Raw genomic sequence first — 12,198 nt, 5'->3', positions numbered from 1 at the left:
GCCGAATAATCAACGTTCCACCCATGAGCAACCAGCACCGGACGTTCGCCGATGTACTGGCCTCTGGACAGCCTTGCGGCTGCCTAGAAGTGCTCCTTAGAAAGGAGGTGATCCAGCCGCACCTTCCGGTACGGCTACCTTGTTACGACTTCGTCCCAATCGCCAGTCCCACCTTCGACAGCTCCCTCCCACAAGGGGTTGGGCCACCGGCTTCGGGTGTTACCGACTTTCGTGACGTGACGGGCGGTGTGTACAAGGCCCGGGAACGTATTCACCGCAGCAATGCTGATCTGCGATTACTAGCAACTCCGACTTCATGGGGTCGAGTTGCAGACCCCAATCCGAACTGAGACCGGCTTTTTGAGATTCGCTCCACCTCACGGTATCGCAGCTCTTTGTACCGGCCATTGTAGCACGTGTGCAGCCCAAGACATAAGGGGCATGATGACTTGACGTCGTCCCCACCTTCCTCCGAGTTGACCCCGGCGGTCTCCTGTGAGTCCCCATCACCCCGAAGGGCATGCTGGCAACACAGAACAAGGGTTGCGCTCGTTGCGGGACTTAACCCAACATCTCACGACACGAGCTGACGACAGCCATGCACCACCTGTACACCGACCACAAGGGGGACCCTGTCTCCAGGGTTTTCCGGTGTATGTCAAGCCTTGGTAAGGTTCTTCGCGTTGCGTCGAATTAAGCCACATGCTCCGCTGCTTGTGCGGGCCCCCGTCAATTCCTTTGAGTTTTAGCCTTGCGGCCGTACTCCCCAGGCGGGGAACTTAATGCGTTAGCTGCGGCACCGACGACGTGGAATGTCGCCAACACCTAGTTCCCACCGTTTACGGCGTGGACTACCAGGGTATCTAATCCTGTTCGCTCCCCACGCTTTCGCTCCTCAGCGTCAGTAATGGCCCAGAGATCCGCCTTCGCCACCGGTGTTCCTCCTGATATCTGCGCATTTCACCGCTACACCAGGAATTCCGATCTCCCCTACCACACTCTAGCTAGCCCGTATCGAATGCAGACCCGGGGTTAAGCCCCGGGCTTTCACACCCGACGTGACAAGCCGCCTACGAGCTCTTTACGCCCAATAATTCCGGACAACGCTTGCGCCCTACGTATTACCGCGGCTGCTGGCACGTAGTTAGCCGGCGCTTCTTCTGCAGGTACCGTCACTTTCGCTTCTTCCCTGCTGAAAGAGGTTTACAACCCGAAGGCCGTCATCCCTCACGCGGCGTCGCTGCATCAGGCTTTCGCCCATTGTGCAATATTCCCCACTGCTGCCTCCCGTAGGAGTCTGGGCCGTGTCTCAGTCCCAGTGTGGCCGGTCGCCCTCTCAGGCCGGCTACCCGTCGTCGCCTTGGTGAGCCGTTACCTCACCAACAAGCTGATAGGCCGCGGGCTCATCCTTCACCGCCGGAGCTTTCAACCCTCACAGATGCCCGCGAGAGTGGTATCCGGTATTAGACCCCGTTTCCAGGGCTTGTCCCAGAGTGAAGGGCAGATTGCCCACGTGTTACTCACCCGTTCGCCACTAATCCACCCCGAAGGGCTTCATCGTTCGACTTGCATGTGTTAAGCACGCCGCCAGCGTTCGTCCTGAGCCAGGATCAAACTCTCCGTGAATGTTTACCGGTAATCCGGTGCACACACACGAGAGCGGAACGAGAGGAGGAATAATCCTCTCGCTCACAGCGTCCTCGCTGTGTTTTTTCAAAGGAACCTCATCCTCGGCTATCACTGCCGGGGACGGGGTATCAACATATCTGGCGTTGATTTTTGGCACGCTGTTGAGTTCTCAAGGAACGGACGCTTCCTTTGTACTCACCCGAGAGACTCTCTCAGGCTTTCCTCCGGGCGCTTCCCTTCGGTCTTGCGTTTCCGACTCTATCAGATCTTTTCTCGATCCGATTTCCTCGGCGCTTTCCAGGTTCCCGCTTTCGCGGTTTCCTTTCCGGCGTTTCTGACTCTATCAGACCCTTTCGGCGCTGATTCCCCGTCAGAGGGGGGCTGTCCTCCCGGCCGTTGGGCCGTTCCGACGTCTCAAACCTTAGCGGATCCGCCCTGGCAAGTGCTAATCGCGCTGCCGGGCCCCATTGGAATTGAATTCAGGCGTGCCGAATTCGACCCCGTCGGGAGATCTTGCTGTGGTGTGAGTGCCGCTGCTGCGGCGGATGTGCTGTCGAAGAACCGTTACGTCTCCTCGGCAACCCGAAGAACTCTACGGATCCAGCGAGGGCGTGTCAAGCACCCCGTGTCAAGATCTTTTAGTCGAGGTCGCTGAGGCGGCCGCCGGCGTCCGGCTGGGCGTGTTCCACCCTGCGGAGCAGCCTGGTCAGGACGTCACCGAGGGCCGTTCGGTCCTCCGCGGAGAGGTCCTGGAGCAGATCCTCCTCGAAGACCGTCGCCAGTCGCATCGCCTCCAGCCACTTCTCGCGGCCCTCGGGCGTCAGCTCCACGATCACCCGGACCCGGTTGGACTCGTCCCGTTCTCGGGTCACCAGTCCTTCCGCGACCATGCGGTCGATCCGGTGGGTCATCGCGGCCGGCGTCAGACCGAGGCGCTTGGCGAGGTCGCTGGGGCCCATGCGGTAGGGCGCGCCGGAGAGGACGAGCGCCTTGAGGACCTCCCACTCGGCGTTGCTGATGCCGAGCTCGGCGGTCTGGCGGCCGTAGGCGACGTTCATGCGGCGGTTCAGGCGGGAGAGCGCCGAGACGATCTTCTCGACCTGGGGGTCGAGGTCCTGGAACTCGCGCTGGTAGGCGGCTATCTGCTCTTCGAGGGTCGGCTCGCTGCCGATGCCTGTGCTGCCGGGGGTGTCGCCCATGGGCTCAGTATCGCACGCGGGTCGTTCGCCTTGAAGTTCTTCGAGGTGTACTGTTTAGGTTCGAAATTTATCTTCGAAGTCTTCGGTTCTAAGACCTGAGACACACCAACTACCTGAGAGAGGTGAACGTGACCAGGGCGATGGGCGCAGCGATGCGCCGGATCCACGTGGGCAACGCACTCAGCGCGTTCGGGCTCGGCTTCACCGTCCCCTACCTGTACGTCTATGTGGCGCAGGTGCGAGGGCTCGGTGCCGTGACGGCGGGGCTCGTGCTCGCCGTCTTCGCCGTGGCCGCGCTGATCGTGCTGCCGTTCGCCGGTCGGGCGATCGTGCGGCGCGGCCCGCTGCCGGTTCTGATCGCCGCCCTGGTCACCGCCGCGCTGGGCGCGCTGAGCCTGGGGCTCGCCGGCAGCGCCACCGCCGTACTGGCCGCGGCGGCCGCGCTCGGAGCCGGGCAGGCCGTGATGCAGCCTGCGCTCGCGACGATGATCGTGGACTGCTCGACGGCGGAGACGCGGTCGCGGGCCTTCGCGACGCAGTTCTTTCTGCAGAACCTGGGGCTCGGTGTCGGTGGGCTCATTGGTGGGCACCTCGTCGACGCCACGCGCGTGTCGTCGTTCACTCTGCTGTTCTCGATCGAGGCGGCGATGTTCCTGCTGCTGGTCGTGGTGATGGCGACTGCGCGGATGCCGCACTCGCCGCGGGTCGGCCAAGCTCCGCAGGGGTCCGCGAAGGGGAGCTGGAAGCAGCTGCTCGGGAATCGGGCCATGGTGCAGCTGTGCGTGCTGGGCTTCGTGCTGTTCTTCGCCTGTTACGGGCAGTTCGAGTCGGGGCTGAGCGCGTACGGGGTCGAGGCTGCCGGGATCTCCACGTCCGCTCTGGGGACGGCGCTGGCCGCGAACACCGCGATGATCGTGGTGGCTCAGTTCGCCGTGCTCAGGTTCGTCGAGCGGCAGCGGCGGTCGCGGGTGATCGCGGCCGTGGGGCTGCTCTGGGCCGTGGCGTGGGCCGTGGCCGGGTACGCGGGGCTCGGGCACGGCAGCCAGGAGATGGCGACGGCCGCGTTCGTGTCGACGTACGCGCTGTTCGGGCTGGGTGAGGCGATGTTGTCGCCGACGGTCGCGCCGCTGGTCGCCGATCTGGCGCCGGCGGGGATGGCGGGGCAGTACAACTCGGCGTTCGCCCTGGTGAAGCAGTTGGCGCTGGCGGTGGGGCCGGCCGTGGGCGGGCCGATGGGGGCTTCGCTGCACGCGCCGTACATCGTGGTGTTCCTGTTGTTCTCGCTGGGGATCACCTTGCTCGCTGTGCGGCTGGGGCGGCAGCTGACCGCCCTGCAGGATCAGCCGTGGTCGGCGCGGAACCGGGTGGTCGCCCGGGGTGGGGCCGCTGCGGAGCCGGTGGCCGCCGAGGCGTGAGGCAGAGGGGAGGCGGCCGTCGTCGTGGGCGACGGCCGCCTTCGCGTTCCCGTCAGTCGGTGCCTCGGGGGAGGACGAACTCGCACCAGACCGCCTTGCCGCCGCCCGGGGTGCGTCTGCTGCCCCAGTTGGAGGCGATCGTGGCCACGATCGCGATGCCGCGGCCGGACTCGTCGCCGGGTTCGGCGCGGCGGCGGCGCGGGAGGTGGTCGTCTCCGTCGGTGACCTCGATGATCAGGCGGCGGTCGGTGCGGCGCAGGCGCAGGCGCATGGGCGGGGTGCCGTGCTGGAGGGAGTTCGCGACGAGTTCGCTGGTCGCGAGGACGCCGAGGTCGTGCAGGTCGGCGGGGAAGCGCCAGCTGGTGAGGACGCCGGAGGCGAAGGCACGCGCGCGTGGGGCCGCTTCCACGCCGCCGAGCAGTTCCAGGGCCGCGTTGCGGAACAGCTCGCTGTCGGCGCCGGTGCGGGCCGGGTGCTGGAGTACCAGGACGGCGACGTCGTCGTCGTGGTCGGCGGTGACGCCGGCCGAGCGGACCAGGCGGTCGCAGACGACCTGGGGGGTGCCGGTGGCGCCGGCCAGGGCGCGTTCGAGGGAGGCGATGCCCTCGTCGAGGTCCGCGTCGCGGCGCTCGACCAGGCCGTCCGTGTAGAGGACGGCGGTGGAGCCGGGGCCGAGCGCGATCGATCCGGAGGAGTGCATCCAGCTGCCGGTGCCGAGCGGGGGGCCGGTCGGTTCGTCGGCGCGCTGGACGGCGCCGGCCTCGTCGCGGACGAGGATGGGCAGGTGGCCGGCGGAGGCGTACACCAGCCGTCCCTCGTTCGGGTCGTGGACGGCGTAGACGCAGGTGGCGATCTGGTTGGCGTCGATCTCCGCGGCAAGGCCGTCGAGGAGCTGGAGGACCTCGTGCGGGGGGAGGTCGAGGCGGGCGTACGCCCTGACCGCCGTGCGGAGTTGGCCCATGACGGCCGCCGCGCGGACGCCGCGGCCCATGACGTCGCCGATGACGAGGGCGGTGCGGCCGCCGCCGAGGGTGATGACGTCGTACCAGTCGCCGCCGACGGCTGCCTCGGTGCCGCCCGGGTGGTAGGTGGCGGCGATGCGCAGGTCGTCCGGTTGTTCGAGCTCCTGGGGGAGGAGGGAGCGCTGGAGGGTGACGGCGGTTTCGCGCTGGCGGCGTTCGCTGGCTCTGAGGCGTTCGGCGGCCTCGGCGTGGTCGGTGACGTCGGTGGCGAAGATCAGGACCGCGCCTTCGCCGTTGTCCCCGGCGATCGGGGTGCAGGTGAAGGTGTAGGAGCGGCCGTCGGGGGCCTTGCGGGATTTCAGGGTGCGGGGCTTGCCGCTGCGCAGGGCCTGGTCGAGGAGGGGCATCAGGCCGAGGTCGCGCAGTTCCGGGAGGGCCTCGGCGGCGGGTTCGCCGCAGGGGCGTGCGCCAAAGGCCGCCGTGTAGGCGTCGTTGACGTAGGCGAGGCGGTGGTCGGGGCTGTGGACGAGGGCGACGAGGGCCGGGAAGCGGTCGAGGACCTCACGGACCGGGAGTTCGTCGACGGCGGGCACCGGGGGCGGCTCGTCGGTGAGTTGTTCGACGCGGGCCGCGGGTACGGAGCCCTCGCTCCGTCGGTCCGTGGTGGTGACCGTGTGCTCGGCCCGCGCGGCGGCGCGGCGCTGCGTTCCGGGGAGCCGGGCGCTCCAGCGCGTGAAGTTCACGAATCCTTGCCTCGTGTAGTCGTCGACGGCCGGCTCCGGGCCCGGCCTGGGCTCCGGGGGCCGCGCGGCGGTGACCGCACATTGTTGCAGCACCCGGGTATGCAGCACTTGGGAACAGCCTCGTCAGTTCGCGGGGCGGGCGGTGGCCCGCGGGGGCTCGGGGAGGGGTTCGGAAAAGGGCTCGGAGAGGGCTTGTGAGGGCGTGGGCAGCAGTCTGGCAGTGTGGCCGTCCGGGCCGACATCCGTCAGACGCCGGGGCGGCCGGAGGAGTTCCTGGATCCGGTCAGGACAACCCGTTCGGGTTGTTGTTCGAGTCGCCCTGCGAACCGTCCCGGGGGCCGTTCTTCGGGCTGTCAGAAGGCTTTCCACCCGCGGCCAGTTCGAACTCCGCACGGGGATGTTCGAGTGAACCGAGCGAGACGATCTCTCGTTTGAAGAGCCCCGACAGCGTCCACTCCGCGAGCACGCGCGCCTTGCGGTTGAAGGTGGGCACGCGGCTGAGGTGGTAGGCGCGGTGCATGAACCAGGCCGGGTAGCCCTTGAGCTTGCGTCCGTAGACGTGTGCGACGCCCTCGTGCAGTCCGAGGGAGGCGACCGAGCCGGCGTACCGGTGGGAGTACGTCTGGAGGGGCTGGCCGCGCAGGGAGCGCACGATGTTGTCGGCGAGAACCCTTGCCTGGCGTACGGCGTGCTGGGCGTTGGGGGCGGTGTGGGTGCCGGGTTCGGGGGCGGTGACGTCGGGGACGGCGGCGGCGTCTCCGGCGGCCCACGCGTGCGTGACGCCCTCGATCGTCAGCTCGGGGGTGCACTTGAGCCGGCCCCGTTCGGTGAGGGGGAGGTCGGTGGCGGCGAGGAGGGGGTGGGGTTTGACGCCGGCGGTCCACACGACCGTACGGGTCGGGAAGCGGGCGCCGTCGCTGAGGACGGCGACGCGGTCGGCGCAGGACTCCAGGCGGGTGCCCAGGCGGACGTCGATGTTGCGGCGGCGCAGTTCGCTGACCGTGTAGCGGCCCATGTCCTCGCCGACCTCCGGGAGGATCCGGTCGGAGGCCTCGACGAGGATCCACTTCATGTCGTCGGGTGTGACGTTGTGGTAGTAGCGCGTGGCGTAGCGGGCCATGTCCTCCAGTTCGCCGAGTGCCTCGACGCCGGCGAAGCCGCCGCCGACGAAGACGAAGGTGAGGGCGGCGTCGCGGATCGCGGGGTCGCGGGTCGAGGAAGCGATGTCCATCTGTTCGATGACGTGGTTGCGCAGGCCGATGGCCTCTTCGACGGTCTTGAAGCCGATGCCGTAGTCGGCGAGGCCCGGGATGGGCAGGGTGCGGGAGACGGAACCGGGCGCGAGGACGAGTTCGTCGTACGTCAGCTGCTGCGGTCCGGTGCCCTCCTCTTCGGTGGCGAGGGTGGTGAGGGTGGCGGTGCGCTTGGCGTGGTCGATGGCGGTGGCCTCGCCGACGACGACCCGGCAGTGCGGCAGGACGCGGCGCAGCGGCACGACGACGTGCCGGGGTGAGATGGAGCCGGCGGCGGCCTCGGGCAGGAAGGGCTGATAGGTCATGTACGGGTCGGGCGTGACGACCGTGATCTCGGCCTCGCCCCGGCCGAGTTCCGGTTTCAGCTTCTGCTGGAGCCGCAGGGCCGTGTACATCCCGACGTAGCCGCCGCCGACAACGAGAATGCGCGCACGTTCCTTCACCATCCCATGACGCACCCGACTCCGGAGTTTGTCCACAGCCCCGGCAAATTGTGTGACCATGGGCCGGTCGGGCGCGGGGTTGGCCGAAACGCTGGCATGGCGGGAAGGCGCGCAGGTCAGCGGTATGGGCCGGGGTAGGGGATGTGGCGCAATCGGGACGTATACGACCCGTACTCCGATCGGGGGGCGACCCGTGCGGAACCTGCCCCTTCTGAATTGACTGCCTCTCAACTATGTTCGTGTGTCGACGGGGTGTAGGGGGAAGCGCTCCTGGGTTCGCGACGGGCGGGTCCGGGTGAGTTCGCGGTCCCCTTGTTCCACGCACTCCGGCTTTCGATGGCGGGGAGAGTCTCCGGGGGGAGACGTCATTACCGGGGGATCATTCATGCACATTCAGGACACGCATTGGTCGTCCGCGTCCGCCCTTGCACCGGGCGGCGCGGTGAGCGCGGCGGTGGGCAACGGGCGCGGGGACGGCCCGCGGACCACACCGCTGCGCGTGGACGCACAGCGCAATCTGGAACACGTACTGCGCGCGGCGCGCGAGGTCTTCGGCGAGCTGGGCTACGGCGCGCCGATGGAGGACGTGGCGCGGCGGGCGCGGGTCGGGGTCGGCACGGTGTACCGGCGCTTCCCGAGCAAGGACGTGCTGGTGCGTCGGATAGCCGAGGAGGAGACCTCCCGGCTGACCGACCAGGCACGGGCCGCGCTCGGCCAGGAGGACGAGCCGTGGTCGGCGCTGTCGCGCTTCCTGCGGACGTCGGTGGCCTCGGGTGCCGGGCGGCTGCTGCCGCCGCAGGTGCTCAGGGTCGGGGTCGCCGACGAGGGCGCCGAGGGCTCGCCGGCCGACGAGGCGCGCGTGCCGCAGCAGCGGTCCCAGTCGAGCGGCGGTGAGCTGCGGCTGGTGGCCGAGGAGGGTCTGCCGGCCACCGTGGACGACGCGGGGGCGGCGGCGCTGCTCGACGTGGTGGGCCAGCTCGTGGAGCGGGCGCGGACGGCGGGCGAGCTGCGGGCGGATGTGTCGGTGTCGGACGTCCTGCTGGTGATCGCGACGGCGGCGCCCTCGCTGCCCGACGCGGCGCAGCAGGCGGCGGCTTCGGCGCGGCTGCTGGACATCCTGCTGGAGGGGCTGCGGTCGCGGCCGTTGTCGTGAGGCGTCGGCGGCCTGGTCGTGCCCGTTCCGTGAGGGCAGGGCGGGGCCGCCGGCGCGGTCAACGGGCGCGGTTCGCGCTGCTCGAAAAGGTGACTGTGGGCGGGGGTGCGGTAGGGCCCTCGCCCCGGTGCACCGATGGGGGCGATCCGGGCATTTCCGCCGCCCGGGTCAACTCCGGCCCGCTCCAGGGCCGTTGAGCCTTCCCCGTCCGGGTGAACCGTAAGTGAACGGGCCGAACCGGGACGGATTCCGAACAAAAGCCAATATGGCACTCTGACCTGGTGTTCGGACTGGTTGGGCAGGCAGCGGGGGCTTTCCGCGATGAGTGTTGACGGGCGGGACGAGTCGCTGGGCGACCGTCGCACGGGGGCCGGTGGCCGGTTCTCTCCACAGGTGCCGATCCAGGGCGGGCGCGCGGATGCCCCACGGGACGACGCCGCGGCCGCGGAACCGCCCAAGGGCGGCGTCCCGGCGCAGCGCGGCCGGCACGAGGACAGCGCCCTGCCGCCGCTGCGGGAGGTGCCGCCGGCCGACGTCGACCTGATCGCCCGGATGCGCTCGGGCGACGACACCGCGTACGAGGAGCTGTACCGGCGCCATGCCGAGGCCGTGCGCCGGTACGCGCGCACCTGCTGCCGGGACGCCCACACCGCCGACGACCTGACCGCCGAGGTCTTCGCCCGCATGCTCCAGGCGGTACGCGGCGGCTCCGGCCCCGCGCACGCCGTACGCGCCTATCTGCTCACCTCCGTCCGCCGCGTCGCCGCGGGCTGGACGAAGTCGGCGAGGCGGGAGCAGCTCGTCGACGACTTCGCCCTGTTCGCCGCGCACGCCTCCCGCTCCTCCGAGGCCGGCGACGACGCCTCGTCCGTCGGCTCCTTCGGAACGGGGGTCGACGTGGGCGCGGACGTACGGGCCCTGCACGAGGCCGAGCAGTCCATGGCCATGCGGGCCTTCCGCTCGCTGCCGGAACGCTGGCAGGCCGTGCTGTGGCACACGGAGGTCGAGGACGAGTCGCCGAGCGAGGTCGCCACGCTCTTCGGACTCGACGCCAACGGCACGCGCGTGCTCGCCAGCCGGGCCCGTGAGGGACTCAAGCAGGCCTATCTCCAGGCCCATGTCAGCGCCACCCTCACCGGCGACTCGGAGTGCGCCCGCTACGCCGACCAGCTCGGCACCTACGCCCGCCGCCGGCTGCGCACCCGCGCAGCACGGGGCCTGCGCCAGCACCTGGAGCAGTGCGCCAGGTGCCGGCTGGCCGCCCTGCAGATCGAGGAGGTCGCCAGCAGCATCCCCGCCGTCGTGCCGGTCGCGGTCATCGGCTGGTTCGGCGCCGCCGGGTACGCCAAGACGGCCGGGATCGTCGCCGGTGGTGCCGGAGTCGGTGCCGCGGGCGCCGTGGCTGTCGCGGCCGTGAGCGGTGGTGCGTCCGGCGGGGTGGGCAGCGGGGGTGGCGCGGCGGCCTCGGAGGGGCTGGGCGCGCCGGCGAAGGCCGGTATCGCGGCCGGTGTGGTCGCGGTGGCGGCCACCGCGGTGGTCCTCGCCCTGGCCGGGGACGACAGCCCCGCCACGGAGCCGGCGGCCGAGCCCCCGGCCGCCGCGCCGGTCGTGCTGCCGGAGGGGCCGGCGCCGAACTCCACGTCCACCCGCACGCCGGAGGACCCCGAGCCCCGGCCTGCGGCGATCGCCCCCGCCGCGGCCCGTACGGCGACGCCCATTCCCTCGACCGCCCCGAAGCCGGCGTCCGCCCCGCCGCCGACGCCATCGGCCACACCCCTGTCCACACCCACTCCGACCCCGGCCGCCGCCTCGGCACCGTCCCCCGCTCCCCCACCGGCGCCGGCCGTCTACCGGCTGAGTGATCTGGTCTTCGACGTCAACGGCGACGGCACCGGGCCCGAGATCCGGCTCGGCGGCAGCAGTTGGTTGTGGCAGCGCCTCGGACTGTCCATCGCCGACCGGCAGTACGCGCGCGGGCTGACCGTGCACGGCGACTCCTCCGTCACCGTCGACCTCAACCGCGCGTGCGTCTCCTACGAGGCCCTGGTCGGCGTCGACGACCTCACGGCGAGGCTCGGCAAGGTCACCTTCTCCGTGTACGCCGACGGGGCCCGGCTGTGGACGTCCGGGGAGGTCAGGGCCGGCGATCCGGCCGTGCCCGTCCATGTGAACCTCGTCAGCCGCCGGACCGTGCGCCTGGTGGTCGAGCCGCACAACCACCTCGGCTCGGTGGCGCTCGCGAACTGGGTGGAGTCGAAGTTCACCTGCGCCTAGTCTTCTGAGTCGGGAATTCTGTTCAGATAACTGGCGAGGCGTTCGAGGATTTCGTCCGCGGTCTTCGTCCAGACGTAGGGCTTGGGATCGGTGTTCCACATGGCGATCCAGCTGCGGATGTCCTTCTCCAGCGCGTGGACGGTCTTGTGGACGCCTCGTCGTATCTGCTTGTTGGTCAGCTCCGCGAACCACCGCTCGACCAGGTTCAGCCATGACGAGCCGGTGGGTGTGAAGTGCAGGTGGAAGCGGGGGTGGGCCAGGAGCCAGGTCTTGATGGCCGGGGTCTTGTGGGTGGCGTAGTTGTCCAGCACGAGGTGCACGTCCAGGCCCTGCGGTATCTCTCGGTCCAGCTTGATGAGGAACTTCTTGAACTCCTCGGCCCGGTGCCGGCGGTGGAGGGAGCCGATGACTTTCCCCGTGGCCACCTCCAGGGCCGCGAACAGCGTCGTGGTTCCCGCCCGCACGTAGTCGTGAGTGACCCGTTGGGGAACACCCGGCATCATCGGCAGCACCGGCTGGGAGCGGTCCAGTGCCTGGATCTGCGACTTCTCGTCCACGCAGAACACCAGGGCCCGCTCGGGCGGGTCCAGATACAGGCCGACGACGTCGTGGACCTTGTCGACGAAGTACGGGTCGGTCGACAGCTTGAACGTCTCCGAGCGGTGTGGCTGCAGGCCGAAGGCTCGCCAGATCCGCGAGACGGTCGACTGCGACATGCCCAACTCCTTGGCCATCGCCCTCGTCGACCAGTGCGTGGCGTTCTTCGGCGTGCTCTCCAGCGTTTTGGTGACCACCGCGGCGACCTGTTCGTCGGTCACCGTCCTGGGCCCGCCCGAGCGCGGCATGTCGCCCAGGCCCGCGATCCGGTGCTCGACGAACCGCGCCCGCCACCTGCCCACCGCATGCGGTGTCGAGCCGAGTTGCGCTGCCACGTCCTTGTTGGACGCGCCGGTAGAGCAGGCCAGGATGATCCGGCAGCGCAGAGCCCACGCCTGCGGCGTGGAACGGCGCCGCACCCATCCCTCCAGCGCAGCCCGTTCCTCATCCGACAGGATCAACTCGGCCTTCGGCCGCCCAGTACGCGCCACCCCACAACCCTACACATCTGAACAGAATTCCTGACTCAG

General features: G+C 69.4%; 7 protein-coding genes and 1 rRNA gene. 3 read left to right on the top strand and 5 right to left on the bottom strand.

Annotated features, from left to right (window positions below; translation table 11 throughout):
- Positions 1–100: 100 nt before the first annotated feature.
- Both ACPT94_RS41875 and ACPT94_RS41870 read right to left on the bottom strand, forming a co-directional pair.
- A 16S ribosomal RNA gene (locus ACPT94_RS41875) occupies positions 101–1,626 on the bottom strand.
- 641 nt (positions 1,627–2,267) lie between these two features.
- Positions 2,268–2,828 carry a MarR family winged helix-turn-helix transcriptional regulator gene (locus ACPT94_RS41870; protein WP_360342799.1) on the bottom strand — a complete coding sequence of 187 codons (561 nt, stop codon included), beginning with the start codon at positions 2,826–2,828 and terminating at the stop codon, positions 2,268–2,270.
- A 140-nt stretch (positions 2,829–2,968) separates the two neighbouring features.
- On the opposite strand from ACPT94_RS41870, the gene ACPT94_RS41865 reads away from it, so the two are divergent.
- The gene (locus tag ACPT94_RS41865) at positions 2,969–4,243 is read left to right on the top strand and encodes an MFS transporter (RefSeq protein ID WP_360343085.1); all 1,275 of its coding nucleotides are present in this window, start codon (positions 2,969–2,971) and stop codon (positions 4,241–4,243) included.
- Between the two features lie 52 nt (positions 4,244–4,295).
- Here the strand turns inward: ACPT94_RS41865 and ACPT94_RS41860 are convergent, their stop codons facing one another.
- Both ACPT94_RS41860 and ACPT94_RS41855 read right to left on the bottom strand, forming a co-directional pair.
- A complete protein-coding gene (locus tag ACPT94_RS41860) occupies positions 4,296–5,948 on the bottom strand; it encodes an ATP-binding SpoIIE family protein phosphatase (RefSeq protein ID WP_360342802.1) in 1,653 nt (550 codons plus the stop codon).
- Positions 5,949–6,231: 283 nt separating this feature from the next.
- Entirely contained in the window at positions 6,232–7,647 is a 1,416-nt protein-coding gene (locus ACPT94_RS41855; RefSeq protein WP_360342805.1) for an NAD(P)/FAD-dependent oxidoreductase, read from the bottom strand.
- 382 nt (positions 7,648–8,029) lie between these two features.
- Between ACPT94_RS41855 and ACPT94_RS41850 the strand changes: the two genes are divergently transcribed.
- Both ACPT94_RS41850 and ACPT94_RS41845 read left to right on the top strand, forming a co-directional pair.
- The gene (locus ACPT94_RS41850; RefSeq protein ID WP_425248135.1) at positions 8,030–8,797 is read left to right on the top strand and encodes a TetR/AcrR family transcriptional regulator; all 768 of its coding nucleotides are present in this window, start codon (positions 8,030–8,032) and stop codon (positions 8,795–8,797) included.
- Between the two features lie 321 nt (positions 8,798–9,118).
- The gene (locus ACPT94_RS41845; RefSeq protein WP_425248134.1) at positions 9,119–11,071 is read left to right on the top strand and encodes a sigma-70 family RNA polymerase sigma factor; all 1,953 of its coding nucleotides are present in this window, start codon (positions 9,119–9,121) and stop codon (positions 11,069–11,071) included.
- Here the strand turns inward: ACPT94_RS41845 and ACPT94_RS41840 are convergent.
- A complete protein-coding gene (locus ACPT94_RS41840) occupies positions 11,068–12,159 on the bottom strand; it encodes an IS630 family transposase (RefSeq protein WP_360352423.1) in 1,092 nt (363 codons plus the stop codon). The two genes, ACPT94_RS41845 and ACPT94_RS41840, sit on opposite strands and share 4 nt — an antisense overlap.
- Between the last annotated feature and the right edge of the window lie 39 nt (positions 12,160–12,198).

This window comes from Streptomyces aurantiaciflavus (assembly GCF_049808595.1).
Taxonomy (GTDB): Bacteria; Actinomycetota; Actinomycetes; order Streptomycetales; family Streptomycetaceae; genus Streptomyces.
The sequence above is the reverse complement of the archived record's forward strand: the minus strand, read 5'-3'. Positions and strand labels throughout refer to the sequence as shown.